Source organism: Mesorhizobium sp. WSM4810 (genome assembly GCF_055811235.1).
Map to the genome: position 1 here is coordinate 383,243 of NZ_JBVVQV010000001.1, position 18,102 is coordinate 401,344.

General features: G+C 63.4%; 19 protein-coding genes and 1 pseudogene. 3 read left to right on the forward strand and 17 right to left on the reverse strand.

Features of this window, described 5'->3' with window-relative positions:
• The first annotated feature begins 72 nt into the window (after nt 1–72).
• Nucleotides 73–426, forward strand: a complete 354-nt coding sequence (locus tag AC0L3O_RS01825; RefSeq protein WP_023797678.1) for a hypothetical protein — start codon at nt 73–75, stop codon at nt 424–426.
• Nucleotides 427–472: 46 nt separating this feature from the next.
• On the opposite strand, the pseudogene AC0L3O_RS01830 reads toward AC0L3O_RS01825, so the two are convergent.
• From AC0L3O_RS01830 to AC0L3O_RS01855, 6 genes and pseudogenes are all read right to left on the reverse strand, one after another.
• Nucleotides 473–1,335 (reverse strand): annotated as a pseudogene (locus AC0L3O_RS01830) (quinoprotein dehydrogenase-associated SoxYZ-like carrier).
• Between the two features lie 105 nt (nt 1,336–1,440).
• On the reverse strand, nt 1,441–2,412 hold the full coding sequence (locus AC0L3O_RS01835; protein WP_473534464.1) for a quinoprotein relay system zinc metallohydrolase 2: 972 nt from the start codon (nt 2,410–2,412) through the stop codon (nt 1,441–1,443).
• 31 nt (nt 2,413–2,443) lie between these two features.
• Nucleotides 2,444–3,184, reverse strand: coding sequence for an ABC transporter ATP-binding protein (locus AC0L3O_RS01840; protein ID WP_036261082.1), 741 nt, complete (start codon nt 3,182–3,184; stop codon nt 2,444–2,446).
• The gene (locus AC0L3O_RS01845) at nt 3,153–3,932 is read right to left on the reverse strand and encodes an ABC transporter permease (RefSeq protein WP_473534498.1); all 780 of its coding nucleotides are present in this window, start codon (nt 3,930–3,932) and stop codon (nt 3,153–3,155) included. The genes AC0L3O_RS01840 and AC0L3O_RS01845 overlap by 32 nt, the downstream gene beginning before the upstream one ends.
• Before the next feature lie 44 nt (nt 3,933–3,976).
• Nucleotides 3,977–4,963, reverse strand: coding sequence for an ABC transporter substrate-binding protein (locus tag AC0L3O_RS01850; protein WP_473614733.1), 987 nt, complete (start codon nt 4,961–4,963; stop codon nt 3,977–3,979).
• 39 nt (nt 4,964–5,002) lie between these two features.
• Nucleotides 5,003–5,212 (reverse strand): hypothetical protein, encoded by a 210-nt coding sequence (locus AC0L3O_RS01855; protein ID WP_473534465.1) that lies wholly within the window; start codon nt 5,210–5,212, stop codon nt 5,003–5,005.
• 608 nt (nt 5,213–5,820) lie between these two features.
• Between AC0L3O_RS01855 and AC0L3O_RS01860 the strand changes: the two genes are divergently transcribed.
• Nucleotides 5,821–6,201 (forward strand): c-type cytochrome, encoded by a 381-nt coding sequence (locus AC0L3O_RS01860; RefSeq protein WP_027151302.1) that lies wholly within the window; start codon nt 5,821–5,823, stop codon nt 6,199–6,201.
• An 83-nt stretch (nt 6,202–6,284) separates the two neighbouring features.
• On the opposite strand, the gene gph is transcribed toward AC0L3O_RS01860, so the two are convergent.
• From gph to AC0L3O_RS01910, 10 genes are read right to left on the reverse strand one after another with little or no spacing between them, the layout of a single operon-like run.
• Nucleotides 6,285–6,986, reverse strand: a complete 702-nt coding sequence (gph, locus tag AC0L3O_RS01865; RefSeq protein ID WP_473534466.1) for a phosphoglycolate phosphatase — start codon at nt 6,984–6,986, stop codon at nt 6,285–6,287.
• The gene (locus AC0L3O_RS01870; RefSeq protein ID WP_473534467.1) at nt 6,983–7,540 is read right to left on the reverse strand and encodes a thioredoxin family protein; all 558 of its coding nucleotides are present in this window, start codon (nt 7,538–7,540) and stop codon (nt 6,983–6,985) included. Before AC0L3O_RS01870 ends, gph begins: the two co-directional genes overlap by 4 nt.
• A 21-nt stretch (nt 7,541–7,561) precedes the next feature.
• Nucleotides 7,562–8,248 carry a ribulose-phosphate 3-epimerase gene (rpe, locus tag AC0L3O_RS01875; protein WP_473614630.1) on the reverse strand — a complete coding sequence of 229 codons (687 nt, stop codon included), beginning with the start codon at nt 8,246–8,248 and terminating at the stop codon, nt 7,562–7,564.
• Nucleotides 8,249–8,302: 54 nt separating this feature from the next.
• Nucleotides 8,303–9,241: a CbbX protein gene (gene cbbX / locus AC0L3O_RS01880; protein WP_023797689.1), complete on the reverse strand. Its 939-nt coding sequence runs from the start codon at nt 9,239–9,241 to the stop codon at nt 8,303–8,305.
• Nucleotides 9,242–9,249: 8 nt separating this feature from the next.
• On the reverse strand, nt 9,250–9,684 hold the full coding sequence (locus AC0L3O_RS01885; RefSeq protein WP_023797690.1) for a ribulose bisphosphate carboxylase small subunit: 435 nt from the start codon (nt 9,682–9,684) through the stop codon (nt 9,250–9,252).
• A gap of 18 nt (nt 9,685–9,702) precedes the next feature.
• Nucleotides 9,703–11,196: a ribulose-bisphosphate carboxylase large subunit gene (locus AC0L3O_RS01890; protein ID WP_023797691.1), complete on the reverse strand. Its 1,494-nt coding sequence runs from the start codon at nt 11,194–11,196 to the stop codon at nt 9,703–9,705.
• Nucleotides 11,197–11,217: 21 nt separating this feature from the next.
• A complete protein-coding gene (gene fba, locus AC0L3O_RS01895) occupies nt 11,218–12,297 on the reverse strand; it encodes a class II fructose-bisphosphate aldolase (RefSeq protein WP_287076246.1) in 1,080 nt (359 codons plus the stop codon).
• Nucleotides 12,298–12,310: 13 nt separating this feature from the next.
• Nucleotides 12,311–14,314, reverse strand: coding sequence for a transketolase (gene tkt / locus AC0L3O_RS01900; protein WP_473534468.1), 2,004 nt, complete (start codon nt 14,312–14,314; stop codon nt 12,311–12,313).
• Between the two features lie 10 nt (nt 14,315–14,324).
• A complete protein-coding gene (locus tag AC0L3O_RS01905) occupies nt 14,325–15,197 on the reverse strand; it encodes a phosphoribulokinase (RefSeq protein WP_023797694.1) in 873 nt (290 codons plus the stop codon).
• A 5-nt stretch (nt 15,198–15,202) separates the two neighbouring features.
• Complete coding sequence (locus AC0L3O_RS01910; protein WP_287375813.1) at nt 15,203–16,249, reverse strand: class 1 fructose-bisphosphatase; 1,047 nt, start codon at nt 16,247–16,249, stop codon at nt 15,203–15,205.
• A 120-nt stretch (nt 16,250–16,369) separates the two neighbouring features.
• Here AC0L3O_RS01910 and AC0L3O_RS01915 point away from each other — a divergent pair, with 120 nt between their 5' ends.
• Nucleotides 16,370–17,326: a LysR family transcriptional regulator gene (locus tag AC0L3O_RS01915; RefSeq protein WP_473614631.1), complete on the forward strand. Its 957-nt coding sequence runs from the start codon at nt 16,370–16,372 to the stop codon at nt 17,324–17,326.
• 43 nt (nt 17,327–17,369) lie between these two features.
• On the opposite strand, the gene AC0L3O_RS01920 is transcribed toward AC0L3O_RS01915, so the two are convergent.
• Nucleotides 17,370–17,924: a TetR/AcrR family transcriptional regulator gene (locus AC0L3O_RS01920; RefSeq protein ID WP_473534470.1), complete on the reverse strand. Its 555-nt coding sequence runs from the start codon at nt 17,922–17,924 to the stop codon at nt 17,370–17,372.
• Nucleotides 17,925–18,102: the final 178 nt, after the last annotated feature.

Here is an 18,102-nt window from a genome sequence, read left to right on the forward strand (position 1 = left end):
CAACTGGTGCGGTGATCCGTCTCGATCCATTGGGCTCGATCTGTCACGTTCCGGGCCAATCGGAGGTTCCCCATGATCAGATATGTCGGCTTTTCGAGCTTGCCGCTGTTGCTCACGTCGGCCCTGGCCTTCGCCAATCCGGCCGGCGCCGCCTCAGATTATCCGACGGTGACGGTTGTCGACTATGTGCTCGGCTGCATGCAGACGAATGGCCAGACACGTCGGGCGCTGGAGAGCTGTTCCTGCTCGATCGACGTCATCGCCTCGATCCTTCCATTCGAGGATTATGAAAGGGCCGAGACCTTCAAGAGCATGTCGCTGACGACTGGGGAGCGTTCGGGACTGTTCCGCGAAAGCGCGCCGGCAAAAGCCGCAAGCACGGGACTGAAACGCGCGCAGGCGGAAGCCGACGTGCGCTGCTTTTAGACGCCGTGTAAGACCGCCGACGGCGGCTGCATGCGGATTCGAGGCTTCAAAGCCCCGTAGCCTCCAGCGGCCATTGATTGCGAAATACCTTGCCGTCCGTATCGATCGCTTCGACCTGGATTTGGCCAGTGCCGTGCGCGGTGAAATCGAACCGGAAATTGGGATCTTCCGAAATCGATATCCCCCTTCCATCGACAGGATCAGCCGGTCTGCCTGCGAGACCGACAGTTTCTGAACGAAATGCGCGGGGATGAAATACTGGGTCAAGGGGTTGCGCTGCAGGCCCGAATTGTTCGGGTGGCGGATCATCAGCTGCAATTCCTGCGCCTTTGTCATCGTCTCTTGCGGCGGGAATTGGCGCAGCTTCATCTGTCCCATCGTTGCCATCGCTTCGTCCTGGTTCTTGAGCGCCGGGGCGGAGCATCCGCCTGACGCCTTGACGAAGGTCTGGGCCATGTGAAGCTCGCCGCCCTGCGTCTCTGCTATGGCACGCAGATAGGAATAGTCGTCGACGCGCACGCGCGTCGACAGATGTGTCACACCGGCGTCCTTGCCGATCTCGAACGTCGCCGCGACCGGCGCTGGATTGACGTCGATGATCAAGGTGACGGATTTGATGCCGGCGGGCGCCTTGGTCGGGTCGATATAGATGTCGACAGGCACGATGGCGGCATCCTGCGCCCGCTTCGGCGCCTCGATCCTGACGACGCCGCTATCGACCAGAATTGCCCGATCGCCGAACACGTCGCCTTTCAGATCCTGCCAGATCCTGTCCGAAGAGGCGGTTGTCTGCTGGGCGTTGGCGGCGCCGGAGGCGCCAAAGAGCGCGCCGATGGCCAGGATGATCGCGGCGAAGACGGCTGCCAGCGGCAAGCCGAGCTGCCGGCTCCGGTAAGCGTGGTTCTGCATTTCGATGCCTCTACCAATGTCAGAGAGGTGGTGCCCAGGCCGATGTCGAGGATAGACCCTTGACGATGCGTTGGCAAATCGATCCACAGCGCTTGTCGCTGTGATCTATTCCCATTCGAGTTCGGCAAAGGCGGCTGTTGCATTGCGCTCGTTGTATTCGTCGAACAGATGCCAATTGCTCCGTTCGCTTGCGCCGGCGGTCTTGACGGCGTCGCGGAGCGGCGTCCCGTCGGCGATCGCCTTGCGAATATCGCGCGCCAGAATTTCGAAATAGCGCCGCTCTCCCGTCAGCGCCGCCGGCCAGTCGGCCGGCACCGGGCCGTGACCCGGCACGGCGCGCACCGCGCCGATCGCGGCGAGCGCGTCCATCTGGCGGAGCCAGCCGAGCAGCGATCCGTCGAGCGTCGGCAAGGAACCGATGAAAACCAGATCGCCGGCAAACAGCGTGCGGGTCGCGCTATCGAAGACGGTCAGGTCGTTGTCGGTGTGAGCCGCCTTCCATGCCTGCAATTCGAGCACGCGTCCGCCAAGGTCGAGCTGCAGGCGATCGTCGACCAGCATCGTCGGCGGTATGATCTCGATCCCTTTGATAAGCGCGCCGCCGATCTGTTCGCGAAAGCTCTGCAGGTAGAAGGCGCCGCGCGCCTCGAGGGCACGCGGCAGATTGTGGTGGCCGACGATGGTGGCGCCGATCTGCCGGAACGCCGCGTTGCCGAAGACATGGTCGGGGTGCATGTGGGTGTTGATCAGGTAGCGGACCGGCTTGGCGCTTATCTTGCCTATTTCGGCGATGAGGGCGTTCGCCTCGATCAGGCTGCCGCCGCTGTCGATGACGGCGACGGCGTCGGCGCCGACGACGACGCCGAGGTTGGAGATCGCGCCCTGGTTGGCGGCGCTCATCAATTCATCGACGCCCTGGAAAGCGAAGACGCCGTCGGCGACTTTCCTGAGCTTGAATTCAAGGCCATAGGCTGCGGCGACAGCGGCCCGCCCGAGGCAACAGGGCAGCATCGCGGCGCTGACCGCGGTGCAGGCGAAGCCGTTCACAAGCTTGCGTCGTATCCTGTCGATCGGCATGGCTTCCTCCCAATTCCGAACTGTAAGGCGATCAGGCCACGCCCGGAAATTTTTGCTGGAACGACCGTAAAAGGTCGCTCATCACCTGTGGATTGCGATAGTGCCGCGGCAGCCTTACGTCGAACATGCCGAGCACATGGGCCGGCCGCTGCGCGAGCACGATGATGCGGTCCGACAGCATCAGGGCCTCGCGCAGATTGTGGGTTACCATCAGGGCGGTCGTGGGCCGCGCCGACCACACGGTCAAAAGCAGGTGCCGAAGCCGCTCGGCGGTCCGTTCGTCGAGTGAGGCAAAGGGTTCGTCCAGGAACAGCACCGCCGGTTCGGTGGCGAAGGCCCTGGCAAGCGCTGCCCTGCGTGCAAGGCCGAGCGAAAGCTCGGCCGGATAGAGCGAGCGCATGCCGGCGAGGCCGAGCGTGTCGAACAGCCCGTCAAGGTTCTTCGTTCTCAGGCTTTTCGGCAGCGCCAGCCTGACATTCTGCTCCACCGTCCGCCACGGCAGCAAGACCGGCTCCTGGAATACGGCGGCGATCCGGTTGGAGCCGCCTTCAGGCAGTTGGAACGAGCCGGAAAAGTCCTTGTCCAACCCAAGCAGGATGCGCAGCGTCGTGGTCTTGCCGCAGCCGGACGGCCCCAGCAAGCAGGCGAATTCGCCTTGCCGGACCTCGAAAGAAAGGTCCTGGAGCGCCGTGATCGAGACGCCTTGCGCGGACCTGAAAGTCTTTTCGGCGATGTCGACCCTAAGCGGGACGACGGCGCCAACGGGTTGCATGTCGTTCAACGGGCTGCACCAGAAAGAGTTCGATGACAAGCATCACCGCCACGAAAGCCAGGGTGTAGGCAAGGATGGCGGCGACGTCGAAGAGCTGGAAATAAAGATAGATCTGGAAGCCGACGCCGTTGGAGCGGCCGAGCAGCTCGACCACCAGGACGATCTTCCAGATGAGAGCGATGCCGGATCGTGAGGCGGCGGCAAGATAGGGCTGCAGTTGCGGCAGCAGGACATGGCGGGCGCGGTCGAGGAGACCGAAGCGGTAGACGGCGGCCATTTCGGCGTAACTCGGATCAAGCGCCCTGGCGCCCTCGCGCATCGTCACCACGACATTCGGGATCTTGTTGACGGCAACCGCGCCAATCGCCGCCGCTTCGTTGAGGCCGAACCAGATGTAGGCAAGCACTATGACCACCAGCGCGGGAATGTTGAGGAACAGAACCACCCAGGGAGCGAAGAACCGGTCTGCGCGGCGGTGGCTGCCGAGGAGGACGCCGATGACCGAGCCAACAACCATCGCGACGACATATGCCGCGGCAACCCGGCCGAGCGTCGCGCCGAGATGGTAGAAAAGTTCGCCGTTCGCCGCCTCTGCGAGCAGCACCTGCCAGACCATTCCCGGCCCTGGAAAGGCACGGCTCGGCCAGGCATTTGCCGCAAGGCCCCACAGCAGGCCAAGCCCGAGCAGAGAGGCCGCCACCGTCAGCACCGGTGTCAGCGCCGCTGCCAGGCCGGCTTGGCTGGACATGCCGGCCGCAGCGCCAGGCGGGCGATCGCCGGTGTCAGGTGCGCTCATTGCGGGGGTACCTGCCAGAACGTGCCGGGCGCCATCTCGGGCGCGCGGCCGACCAGCTTTTCGCCGCCGATCTCGGCCAGCACACGATAGAGCTTGCCGGCGTCGGCCGCATCCTCGGCGACCGGGCGTCTGGGAATGCCTTCGCGATAGCGGTCACGCAGTCTTGCCAGTTCCTCGCCTTGCGCGCGGATATCAGGCGCAAGGCGCAGCCACTCATCGTCGGATCGGGCCAGCAAGTCCTTGGACTGCGCCGAAGCCTTGATGAAGCCCGCGATAGCGTCCGGATGTTCGTTCGCCCATTTGTCATGAAAGACATAGCCGAGCGCCGATACGGCGCCCGAGGCCCCGAGCGCTCTCGCCGCAGCGTCGGCGCCGATCAGCCGACGAAAGCCGTTGGCCTCGAGGCGGGCGCAAAAATGCCAGAAATTGAGCACCGCATCGAGCTCGCCCTGCATCGCCTTTTCCGAAATCAGCGGCGGCGCGCCAAAGACGATGTCGCTGGTTGCCGGCAGGTCGAGGCCGTGATCGCGTCTGGCCAGCGCCTGGATCAGCAGCCAGCTTTTATCGAGAGGTCCGCCGGCGACGCCGAGCTTTTTTTCCCTGAGATCGGAGATCGTGCGGATCGGCGCTCCCTCCTTCACCATGATCGCCCCGACGGCGGTCGAATAGGGGACCAATGTGAGGTCGACGCCTTCGGAGCGCTGGCGCGAGACCCACAGCCAGTCGGAGACGATCATGTCGATCGCGCCGGCCAGCAAGGCGACGTTGGTTGCATCCTCGCCGGCGAAATCGACGACCTCCAGATCGATACCGTTGGCTCCGTCGAATCTGTGGTGCTTCAGCGTGTCAAGAGGCCAGCTCACGGTGCCGAATTTCAGCACACCGATGCGAATCCTGTTCGTGGCGAATGAGGGCTTTGGGACAAGCGCCGCGGCCGTTCCAAGAGCCGCCAGCCGGAGCGTTCCTCGACGCGAAATCATGATGATGTCTCCTCCCGGGGCCATAACGGGCCGGGGCGCCGATCAGATCGCACGGTCTTTGTTCGGCAAAGCGCATTTCCAGCGCTTGACCTTGAGGGTCGGGTGATCCGGCGCCCATTTCGCGATTTCGGTGGGCGCCAGCATCATGCATTGGAACAGAGAACCGCGGCTCTCGAAATAGAGATGTTCGTCTCGGCAATTGCCCGGATTGGCAATCAGGCAAACCGTCAAGATGAGGTCGACCATATCCATTCAGCACCTCTTGCGCGCTTGAAGACGCCCGCTTTGGCGAAATCCGGCCCGATCCGCGAGCCTGGACAAAATCACCAGCTGCCGGAGTCCCGAGGTGCCCATGGAAAACCGGAATGGTTTGAGGCTACGCGTTCGCCAGATGGCCGTCAACAACGGCGAATGGATTGGGTCTACCGGAGCCGAGTTGAAACTACCTGCAAGACAATCGAGTCCGTTTGCGCTGCCCCTCATTGCCCTGCCGGGCATTTCTCCCCGTATAGTGACGGGGAGAAAGACGCCTTTGCAAATGATTTCGCCAATCTCCAGCGTCGCAGAAGGGCGCCGACGGTGCGGCCAGCCCCCTTCGCCCCGTCACTCTAGGAGAAGGTGCCGGCAGGCGGGTGAGGGGCAGCGCCGACGTCGACAGTCGCCAATACGACTTGGACGCGCCCTTGTCTGAATGATCTGCATGGTTGACATCGCTCATCTGCCGGGTAGCTTCCAGGGTGCAGGCGCTGCAACTCCACAAGGGAGACGTTTTCGCTCTGCATAAAACGATGCATGCCGATGATCAGACAAAGGCATGCGCTAATCGTCCAGGGCACCTTGACGATCAATGAGGAAATGCCATGCGTGCAGTCGCATTTTTCGCCGTCGTGTCCGTTGCGACGTTTATTACAAACCAATCGCAGGCACAGGATGCCGCGGCGGGTGAGAAGGTCTTCGCCAAGTGCAAGGCCTGCCACGTCGTCGACGAGGACAAGAACAAGATCGGCCCGTCATTGAGCGGCGTTATCGGCCGGACGGCCGGCACGCATCCGGGGTTCAAATATTCCAAACCGATGGCCGAGGCGGGCAAATCCGGCGTCAAATGGGACGAAGCCACGCTGACGAATTATCTTCGCGACCCGAAGGGCATGATCAAAGGTACGAAGATGGCGTTTCCCGGTCTCAAGAAGGACGAGGATCTCGCCAACGTCATCGCCTATCTGAAGCAATACTCCAAATAACCCGGTTTTTCCGCAGAAGTAACGCGACTTCGCCGGCCGTTCGCAAACTGCGTTCGGCCGGCGCCCGCACTGGTTGGCGCCGGTCAAGCGGCGTCTTGCAGCCTGCGCATGGCGGAAGGCAGGTCGAGCAGGCCGTCGCAAACCAGGTCGGCGCCAAGCGCTTCAACGGCAATTTGGGTGTAGCCGCCACGCAGCAGGATAGCCGGCATGCCGGCGGCGCGGGCGGCGGCCACGTCGGCGCCGCTGTCTCCGACCATCAGTGCGTCACGAGGCTCGACCTGAAGCTGGTCGAGCGCCAGTAGCAGAGCGTCGGGCGCCGGTTTCAGGCAAGTTACCGCGTCTCCGCCGACGATCGCGCCGAGATGCTCCGTCAGCCCGAAATGCAGCAGGATTTCGCGAGCCGCCAGCTGCGGCTTGTTGGTCACCACGCCCATCGCTATTCCGCTCAAGTGGAAGTGGGTGAGAACCTCCCTGACACCAGGCATCAGTGTCGTCAGGCCGGTCAGATGCCTGCGGTAGATCGGCGCCATGGCACGGTTGGCTTCATCGAGCGCGCAGCCGAGGAGCGGCGCGCCGGATGCCGCGAAGGCTCGCTCGATCAGTTTCCTGACGCCGCCGCCGATCATCGCCCTGACCTGTTCCAGGCGCAGCGGCGACAGATCGCGGCCGGCCAGCAGCTCGTTGACGGCGGCGGTTATATCGGGCGCCGAATCGACCAGCGTGCCGTCGAGATCGAACAGGATCGCTTTTGGCGATCGAAACCGCCTGCCTGCGCCGACGTTCATGCAGCATCCTTCCACTTGATCGAGCAGCCGATCGAAGCGATCTGGTCCAGCGGTCCGTCGCCGGTTCGGGCAATCTGCCTCATCGCCTCGAAAAGGTCGCGTCTCAGTCCGGGCGGCCCGGCGTCGCGCCGCGCCGCGTCCAGCCGGCCGCGATATTGCAGCGTCAATTCGCTGTTGAACCCGAAGAAATCCGGAGTGCAAACGGCTCCATAGGCACGCGCCACCGTCTGGCGCTCGTCGTGGAGGTAGGGGAAAGTGAAGCCGTTCGCCCTGGCGAAGAGCTTCATGTTGTCGAAGGAATCATCGGGATAGGCGTCGGCATCGTTGGAGCTGATCGCGACAAAGCCGATGCCTTCGGGCTTGAGGTCGCTGGCATCGCGGACGATGCGTGAAATCACCGCCTTCACATAAGGGCAGTGGTTGCAGATGAAGGCCACCACCAGCCCGTTCGGGCCGGCATGGCTGAAGATCGAATGCGATTTGCCGTCGACACCGGGCAAGACGGCATCGATGGCTTGCCAGCCGAAATCGCAGACAGGTGGGATTGCCCCCATGTCGTCCTCCGATGAAATGGTTTACGCGGCTTTCCGGATCGCGCCGTCGGCTGCCTGCCTGATGGCGCCGATATTGGCGCGATAGGCCGCCTCGCTGCCGCCCTTGAAGATGGCCGAGCCGGCGACCAGCACATTGGCGCCGGCCGCGGTGACCAGCGGGGCGGTCTCGGGGGTGATGCCGCCGTCGATCTCGATGTCGATCGGGCGATTGCCGATCAGCGCCTTGACCCGCCTGACCTTTTCGACGACCGCCGGAATGAAAGCCTGGCCGCCGAAACCCGGATTGACCGTCATCAGAAGCACCAGATCGAGCCGGTCGAGCACATATTCGATGACCCTTTCCGGCGTCGACGGGTTCAGCGACACGCCGGCCTTCTTGCCGAGATTCCTGATCGCCTGCAGCGAACGGTCGAGATGCGGCCCGGCCTCGGCGTGCACGGTGATGATGTCGCAGCCGGCATCGGCGAAGGCGGCGAGATAGGCGTCGGCCGGCGCGATCATCAGGTGACAGTCGAAGACCTTGTCGGTTCGGTCACGGATCGCCTTGATCACCGGCGGACCGAAGGTGATGTTGGGCACGAAATGACCGTCCATCACGTCGAGATGGATCCAGTCGGCGCCCGCCCGGACGACTGCTTCGACCTCGTCGCCGAGCCGCGAGAAATCCGCAGAAAGCACCGAGGGGGCGATGATTGTCTTGGTACCCATGGTCGGCTCCCATTCTGTCTTGCGTTCGATCGCTGCACGCCAACCGGCGTCTTGTCAGCGCGGCTTCGTCTCCGGTTCGCCTTCGAGCTTGCCTTCCGCGAACACGCGGCTGCCGCGAATATCGGATTCTTCAATGGTGATAAGGTCGGTCTTCGTCAATGCCCGGTCGCGCGACGTGAAAAGCCGGTTGGCCTGGCGAAGCCGCGCCCGGTCGAGCCCATTGCGGACCGAGCGAGCGTTGGAGAAATGCGGCAGCCGCATGCGGATCGGCAGATACTCTTCGAGCGCCTTGGCCGCCGCCTCGCTGAGACGGTAATTCTGTTCCGCCAGCATGATCTCGGCGATCGATTTGAGCTCGCCGACGCCGTAGTCGGGAAAATCGAGGTGGTGGGCGATGCGCGAGCGCATACCGGGATTGCTGTTGAAGAAGCGGTCCATCTTGTCCTTGTAACCGGCAAGAATCACAACCAGATCGTCACGGTTGTTTTCCATGCATTGCAGCAGGATCTCGATCGATTCCTGGCCGTAGTCACGTTCGTTCTCGGGCTTGTAGAGATAGTAGGCCTCGTCGATGAAAAGCACCCCGCCCATGGCGCGCTTGATCACTTCGCGGGTTTTGGGCGCGGTGTGGCCGACATACTGGCCGACGAGATCGTCTCGCGTCACTGCGACCATGTGGCCTTCGCGGACATAGCCGAGACGATGCAGGATTTCGGCCATCCTGAGCGCCACGGTGGTCTTTCCGGTGCCGGGGTTTCCGGTGAAGTTCATGTGCAGGGTCGGCGCGCCCGAGGTCAGGCCGAACTTGCGGCGAAGCCGGTCGACCAGGAGCAGCGCCGCGATCTCGCGGATGCGGGTCTTGATGGGCTTCAGGCCAACGAGTTCGCGGTCGAGCTTGCCCAGCACCTCATCGATGTTGGACGCCTCGAACTCGGCCTGCAGATCGACCGGCGCGTCCGGCGCGGCAGTGCCCTTTGCTATCGCGTCCAGCATGGTTTCGGCTAGCTCCGCTCGCCTTCGGGCCTGTCGGTCGCATAAGGCACGATCGAATAGCCCTGGCTGCGGCCGTCGCGCTCCTGGCGCAGCAGCCGGAACCCGGGTTCGTTGGGCGGCCGGTTGACGATGAACGACATGCGCGGCGCTTCCCAGCCCTTGCTCGAATCGAAGGCGGTGACCCGGACATACATGTTGGGCATGGCTTTCCGGCAATTGTTGACTTCAAGCAGGATGCCCGCCGGGTCCTTCAGGTCGAACATCGGGTTGCCGTACATTTCCCAATAGGTGTTTCGCGGATGCGGATCGTCCGTGTACTCGACGCTGACCGCCCAGTGGTTTTTCAGCGCGTATTTGATCTGCGCCGAAATCTGCTCATCGGTCAGGTCGGGCAGGAACGAAAACTGTCCCTGCGTGACCTTGTTTCCCGGATTGGTCATCATGGCGACGGTTCCTTTCGTCTAGAAGCTGGGCGTTGCGGTTGGCACGAAGTCGGCCGTGTCGGTCGATTCGTAGTTGAAGGTGACGTCCTTCCATGTCTCCAGGGCAGCTTTCAGCGGCGTGCACCATCTGGCCGCCTGTTCGAGGATTTTGGTGCCCTCGCGCAGATAGTCGCGGCCCTCGTTGCGGGCGAGGATCATCGCCTCCAACGCGACGCGATTGGCCGTCGCGCCGGCCTGGATGCCGTCCGGATGGCCGATCGTGCCGCCGCCGAACTGCAGGACGACGTCCTCGCCGAGATAATGGATCAGCTGGTGCATCTGGCCGGCATGGATGCCACCCGAGGCGACGGGCATCACCTTGTTGAGCGAGGCCCAGTCCTGGTCGAAGAACAGCCCGGTTTCGAGGTTCTGCGGCGTGCGCTCCTCGCGCAGCGTGTCATAGAAACCCTTGATCATCAGCGGGTCGCCTTCCAGCTTGCCGACAACGGTACCGGCATGGATGTGGTCGACGCCGGCCATCCGCATCCATTTGCAGATGACGCGAAAATTCATGCCGTGGTTCTTCTGGCGCGAATAGGTCGAGTTGCCGGCGCGGTGCAGGTGCAGGATCATGTCGTTGCGGCGTGCCCATTTGGCCATCGACTGGATCGCCGTGTAGCCGATGACCAGGTCGATCATGACGATGCAGGAGCCAAGCTGTTTTGCGAATTCGGCGCGCTCGTACATCTCCTCCATCGTGCCGGCGGTGACGTTGAGATAATGGCCCTTGACCTCGCCGGTGGCGGCCGACGCCTTGTTCACGGCCTCCATGCAGTAGAGGAAGCGGTCGCGCCAGTGCATGAACGGCTGTGAGTTGATGTTCTCGTCGTCCTTGACGAAGTCGAGGCCACCCTTCAGCGCCTCGTAGACGACGCGGCCATAGTTGCGGCCTGACAGGCCAAGCTTCGGCTTCGTCGTCGCGCCGAGCAGCGGCCGGCCGAACTTGTCGAGCCGCTCGCGTTCCACCACGATGCCGGTCGCCGGGCCCTGGAAGGTCTTCAGGTAAGCCACCGGGATGCGCATGTCCTCGAGCCGCAAGGCCTTGACTGCCTTGAAGCCGAACACGTTGCCGATGATCGATGCGGTCAGGTTGGCGATTGAGCCCGGCTCGAACAGGTCGAGGTCGTAGGCGATGTAGGCGAAGTACTGCTGCTCGGTCTTGGTGCCGGGACCGGTGTTCGGCACCGGCTCGGATCTGAACGCCTTGGCGCGGTAGAGCTCGCAGGCGGTCAGCCTGTCGGTCCACACCACGGTCCATGTCGCGGTGGAGGATTCACCGGCGATGGCGGCCGCCGCCTCCTCGTGGTCGACGCCTGGCTGCGGCGTGATCCGAAACATGGCGATCAGGTCGGTCTCCTTGGGCCGGTAGTCCGGCTCCCAGTAGCCCATCTTCTTGTAGGGGATGACGCCCGACTTGTAGCGTTCCTTGCCTTCCTTGAGCGTGCCAGCTGACGGCATGTCGATCTTGTTCATGACAGGTCTCCTGTTTGCCGCTCAGGCGGCTTTCGCGGTTGCGATTTGCGGGTCGAGTTTTCCCGCGGCATAACGTTTGGCCATCTCGTCCATGGCGATGACCCTGATCTTCGAGGCGTTGCCCGCGGTGCCGAAGCGCTCGAAACGATCGCGGCAAAGGTCGCGCAGGGCATCCATGGCGGGTTTCAGGAATTTGCGCGGATCGAATTCGCGCGGGTCCTCCGTCGCGACTCGGCGGAACTGCCCGGCCATGGCCATGCGGCAATCGGTGTCGATGTTGACCTTGCGCACGCCGTACCGGATGCCGCGCTCGATCTCCTCGACCGGAACGCCAAAGGTCTGGGGCATCTCGCCGCCATATCGGTTGATGACGTCCTGCAGTTCCTGCGGCACCGAGGAAGAGCCATGCATGACCAGATGCGTGTTGGGCAGCTTTTCGTGGATCGCCTCGATCACCTGCATGGCGAGGATGCCGCCGTCCGGCTTGCGGCTGAATTTGTAGGCGCCGTGCGAGGTGCCGCAGGCGATCGCCAGCGCGTCGACCTGGGTGGCGGTGACGAAGTCGACCGCCTGATCGGGATCGGTCAAAAGCTGGTCGTGCGAAAGCGCGCCTTCGGCGCCGTGGCCGTCCTCGGCCTCGCCCTGGCCGGTTTCCAGCGAGCCGAGCACGCCAAGCTCGCCTTCGACCGAAGCGCCGACCCAATGCGCCATGCGTGCGACACGTTCGGTGATGGCGACGTTGTAGTCGTAGCTCGCCGGCGTCTTGGCATCCGCCATCAACGAGCCGTCCATCATCACCGAGGTGAAGCCGTGGCGTATCGCCGAAAGGCAGGTGGCTTCGTTGTTGCCGTGGTCCTGATGGATGCAGAGCGGAATGGCCGGATGCATTTCGGTCAACGCCTCCATCATCTTGGCCAGCATGATGTCGTTGGCATAGGAGCGGGCGCCGCGCGAGGCCTGGATGATGACCGGCGCGTCGCAGGCCCTGGCCGCCTCCATGATGGCAAGGCCCTGTTCCATGTTGTTGATGTTGAATGCCGGAACGCCATAGCCGTGCTCGGCGGCATGGTCGAGAAGCTGGCGAAGGGTGATGCGGGCCATTTTGGGGTCCTTCCTAGATGAGCTTCAGCGCCGCTGCGGCGACGGCTTCGGGCGTGATGTCAAAATGCCGGTAGAGATCCGGGGCAGGGGCGCTGGCGCCGAAACCGGCCATGCCGACGAAAGCACCGGTGTCGCCGATCCAGCGGTCCCAGCCGAGCCGTGCTGCGGCTTCGACGGCGACGCGCGGCGCCGAGCCGAGGACCGCCTTGCGGGTGTCGGCATCCTGTTCCTCGAACAGCTCCCAGCACGGCATCGAGACGACGGCGGCGGCGATGCCGTGCTCGGTCTCCAGCCGTTCGGCGGCGGCAACGGCGATCTCGACCTCCGAGCCGGTGGCGATCAGCGTCACGGCGCGGTGCCCGGCCGGCTCGCGCAGGACATAGGCGCCCCGGCTGGACAGGTTCTCTTCGCTATCTGTGTGGCGCAGCATCGGCAGGTTCTGCCGCGAGAGCACCAGCACGCTCGGCCGGTTCTTGCTCTTCAGCGCCAACTCCCAGCACTCCGCCGTTTCGATGATGTCGGCCGGACGGAAGACGTTGAGGTTGGGCGTCGCCCGCAGCATCGCCAGGTGCTCGATCGGCTGATGGGTCGGGCCGTCCTCGCCGAGACCGATGGAATCATGGGTCATCACATAGATGACGCGCTGGCCCATCAGCGCCGACAGCCGCATCGCGCCGCGCGCATAGTCGGCGAAGCACAGGAAGGTGCCGCCATAAGGCACGAAGCCGCCATGCAGCGCGATGCCGTTCATGGCCGCAGCCATGCCGTGCTCGCGGATGCCGTAGTGGATGTAGCGGCCGGCATAGGCACCAGGCGCTATGCGATCCATGCCCTTGGTGATCGTCAGGTTCGAATGCGTCAGGTCTGCGGAGCCGCCGACGGTCAGCTCGGTTGCGGCGTTGATGGCGCCGAGCGCCATTTCGGAGGCTTTTCGCGTTGCGACCTTGGTCGCCTTTTCGACATGCTCCTTGCGGAAAGCGCCGAGCGCTTCGAAGACCGCGTCGGGCAGGGTGCCGGCGACCGCACTCTCGAAGGCCTGGCGCTGCGGCGAGGCGGCAAGCCGCTGCTCCCAGGCGTGCCGCGCCGCTTGCCCGCGCTCGGCAGTTTCGCGCCAGGCAAACAGGATGTCGTCCGGCACCTCGAACGGCACGCAGGCCCAGCCGATGTTCTCGCGCGTCGCGGCGATCTCGGCATCGCCCAGCGGCGCGCCATGCGTCTTTTCCGAGCCGCCCAGATTGGGCGCGCCCTTGCCGATCACCGTGCGACAGGCGATCAGCGACGGCCGATCCGACTGCTGCGCCGCTTCGATTGCCGCAGCGACGGCTTCCGTGTCGTGGCCGTCCACCGACTGCACATGCCATCCGGCGGCTTCGAACCGAGCCGGCTGGTCCATCGATGTCGACAGCGACGTCGGTCCGTCGATCGAGATCGCATTGTCGTCCCAGAAGACGATCAGCCGGGCGAGCTTCAGGTGACCGGCAAGGTCGATCGCCTCGTGGCTGATGCCTTCCTGCAGGCAGCCGTCGCCGGCGATCGCGTAGGTGAAATGATCGACGAGATCGGCGCCGTGGCGGGCAGCAAGCATGCGCTCGGCCAGCGCCATGCCGACCGCGGTCGAGATGCCTTGTCCAAGCGGACCGGTCGTCGTCTCGATGCCAAGCGCATGGCCATATTCGGGATGTCCGGCGGTGCGGCTGCCCAGCTGGCGAAACCGCTGCAATTGCTCGATCGGCATGTCTTCGTAGCCGAGCAGGTAGTGCAGCGCATATTGCAGCATCGAGCCGTGCCCGGCCGAAAGTACGAAGCGGTCGCGATCGGGCCAGTTGGGCGCCGACGGATCGATGTTGATGAAGCGGCCGAACAGCACCGTCGCAACGTCGGCCATGCCCATCGGCATGCCCGGATGACCGGAATTGGCCTTTTGGACGCTGTCCATCGCCAGTGCGCGAATGGCGTTCGCCATGTCGCGCTCCGAGACGGCGGCGACGGGCTTCAGGGCTGCTGCTTGGCTGTTCATGGCGTCCTCCTCACGACACACGGTTCTTGCGTTCGATCAATTGCAGGATGAGCGGCGTCAGGATCAGCTGCATGGCAAGATCGAGCTTGTTGCCTGGCACCACTATGGAATTCGGCCGCGACATGAACGAGTCGTGGATCATCGAAAGCAGGTAGGGGAAATCGATGCCGCGGGGATTGGCGAAGCGGATGACCAGCATCGATTCGTCGGGCGTCGGGATCCAGCGGGCGATGAACGGGTTGGACGTGTCGACGATCGGCACGCGCTGGAAGTTGATGGCGGTCTGCGAGAACTGCGGGACGATGTAGCGGACATAATCCGGCATGCGGCGCAGGATGACGTCCATCACCGCCTCGGTGGAATAGCCGCGGGTTGCCCGGTCGCGATGGATCTTCTGGATCCATTCGAGATTGATGACCGGCACCACGCCGATCCTGAGGTCGGCATGCCTGGCCAAGTCTATCTTGTCGGTGACGACGCAGCCATGCAGGCCCTCGTAGAACAGCAGGTCGCTCGGCGGGAATTCGCGCCATTCGGTGAATTGTCCCGGTGGCGTACCGTACTGCTTCTCCTCGTCCTCGTCGTGGATGTAGGTGCGGGTCTTTCCGGTTCCGCGGCGGCCGTATTCCTCAAACACCTCTTCGAGGATTGCGAGCTCGTTGGCCTCGGCATGGAAGTGGGTGAAGTTCGGATTGCCCGCCTTCTCCTCCTCGGCCACCTTGACCTTCATCGTGGCGCGGTCGTAGCGGTGAAAGGCATCGCCCTCGATGAAGGCGGCGTCGATGTTCTCGCGCCGGAAGATCAGCTCGAAGATGCGCTTGACCGAGGTGGTGCCGGCGCCCGACGACCCGGTGATGGTGATGATGGGGTGCTTTGCCGACATGATGCTCAGGCCCTGAACAGGCCGCGGCGGCTGAACAGCGGCGCACGCTCGCCGATCGCGCTGGGCTCGGTGTGGTAGCGGGTGATGCGCGCGACCTCGCGCGCCGATCCGAACACCACGGGCACGCGCTGGTGCAGGCCCTCGGGCTCGATTTCGAGGATGCGGGTGATGGTGTCGGTGGCGGCGCCGCCTGCCTGTTCGATGAGATAGGCGATCGGGTTGGCCTCATAGACGAGGCGCAGCCGTCCCTGGCGGTAACCCTTGCGCTTGTCGCCTGGATACAGGAACACGCCGCCGCGCATCAGTATGCGGTAGCAGTCGGCGACGAGGGATGCGATCCAGCGCATGTTGAAGTCCTTTCCGCGTGGGCCTTCAGTGCCTTCGAGGCAGTCGTCAATGTAGAGCCGTACCGCCTCGTCCCAATGCCGGTAGTTGGCGGCGTTGATGGCGAACTCCTGGGTACGCTGCGGGATGATCCGGCTCTCGTAAGCCTGGACGAAGGTGCCGAGCCTGGTCGAGAGAACGAAGACATGCGTGCCGCTGCCGAGCGACAGAACCAGCGCCAGCTGCGGCCCGTAGATGAAGAAACCGGCGCCCAGCTGGTTCACGCCTGGCTGCAAAAAAGAGGCGGCCGGATTTTCGTCCGGCGCGCCAGTTGCAGGGAGGAGCGAGAAGATCGTTCCGATCGACACGTTGGTGTCGATGTTGGAAGAGCCGTCGAGCGGGTCGATGGCGATGGCGAGAGGCGCCTGGCTGTCGAGCAGGACCGGCTGCTCCAGTTCCTCGGAGGCGTAGAGCGCGACCGGAGCGTGGCGCATGGCGTCGAGGAAGATGTCATCGGCGAAGATGTCGAGATCCTTCTGGATGTCGCCGTCGGCATTGGCGCTGCGGGTCCCGGCAAAGGCGGTGCCGAGCACCCCCTGATTGATGGTGTTGCGGACCTTGGTGGCGGCCTGCGTCAGCTGACGGACGGTCGCGACGACTGCCGAACGCAGTTCGTCGGGTGGGCCGAGATAGGAATTCAAAAATGCGTCGAGCGTTGCCGCTGGCATCGTAACCTCCCGATCCAGCCGCAAACTCCTCCGGCCGGATTGGGGAATGAGAACAAACTGCCATGGATAAGTAAAATTCAATAACTTTACTTTCGTGCTAAAAAAAATTTAGTATGGCGCATGAGAAACCTCACGCTCAAGCAATTCAAGACCGTCCAGGCCATCATCAGCCATGGAAAAATCGTTAGCGCGGCCAAGGCGTTAGGCTTGTCTCCTCCAGCGGTGACGATCCAGTTGCGGCAGGTCGAGGAGGAGTTCCAGCTGGCCTTGTTTGACCGGACGTCGGACGGCATGCGTCCGACTGCCGCAGGTCTGGCCTTCGTCGAGACGGCGCAGGCGATCGAGGAGCGGCTTCGCCTGCTCGAAGACAAGATGGATGCGATCAAGGGCGTGCGTATCGGCAGCTTGCGGCTCGGCGTCGTTTCCACCGCCAAATATTTCGCGCCGCGGCTGATGGCCGGCTTCATGAAGGAACATCCCGACATCGACATGCGGCTCGCCATCGGCAACCGCGCCGAAACCATCGGCAGTCTGAAGAACCACGACATCGACGTCGCGCTGATGGGACGCCCGGCGAGGGAAGTTCCGGTGCGTGCCTCGGTCTTCGGCGATCACCCGCTGGTCATCATCGCGCCGCCCGACCACCCGCTGGCGTCGGCGCGCGAGATATCCAAGGAGCGGATCGCCGAAGAGCATTTCCTGATCCGCGAGCCGGGCTCCGGCACGCGCATCTCGCTGGAAATATTCCTCAGCGACGTGCCCGGCCGCATCGACGATCTCGGCGTCGAGATGGGCTCGAACGAGACGATCAAGCAGGCGGTGATGGCCGGGCTCGGCATCGCCTTCATCTCTGCCCACACCATCGCCGCCGAAACCGAAGCCGGCCGGCTGGTCATCCTCGACGTGGTCGGCATGCCGATCCGCCGGCAATGGTTTTCGGTGATGCGCAGCGATCACGCGATCTCGCCGGCGATGGCGACGTTCCACGATTTCCTGATGCGCAAGGGCGCGATGTACCTGCCGCTGTTCGGCAAGCTCTATCCGCACGAACGACCGAACATTGGAGGTCGCGCCTGAATTGAGGGCGGAATGCGTCTCTGGCAGCCACCTGCCAGGGCGGCTAGTTCGATTTGCCGAGGGCTTTCAGGACAAAGCGAATCTGCGTGCGTAGGCCCGCTTCGGTGTCTTCGCCGTGTTGAACGCAGTGCTCGATCAGAATCGGGTGGAAGAACGGCGTGAACGCGGCGTTGACCGCACGCGCCGCTTCTGCCGGGTCCTCGACCTTGAGTTCGCCCGCCTCGGTCCCCTCGCGAATGATCGCCTCAAGGATTTCCAACATTCGCCCGACATGCGCCTTGATGACCGCCCGATTCTCGCGCAGGGCGGCGACGATCAAGTAGTGCATGCTTCTTTCCTTGATCAATTTCGTCTTGTTGTGCTGGTGAACGGCGGTCAGGAGCCGGTCGAGTTTCTCCAAGGCCGGCGCGTTGGTGCGTGCGATCGCAACGGCGATGTCCGCGACCTCGTTCACGACCTGCCTGCAGATGGATTCGTTGATTGCATCCCTGGAGGAAAAGAAACGGTAGACGTTCGCCCGGCTCATGCCGAGTTCGGAGGCGATGTCGGCTACCGACGTCTTATGGTAGCCGATGCGGCGAAAATGCGCCTCCGCCACCTCCAGGATGCGAGCGCGCCTCGTCGGGATCCGTTCGCGTTCCGACCGGATGATTCATGGATGTCTCCAGAACTGATGATGGATCTGCCGGGCTCGCCCTGGACGATCATTTTGCAAGCGGTAAGGTCGTGCGACTGGCCCTGCGTATGTTCAGGCAAAGCCAGCGGCGAAATCTTGA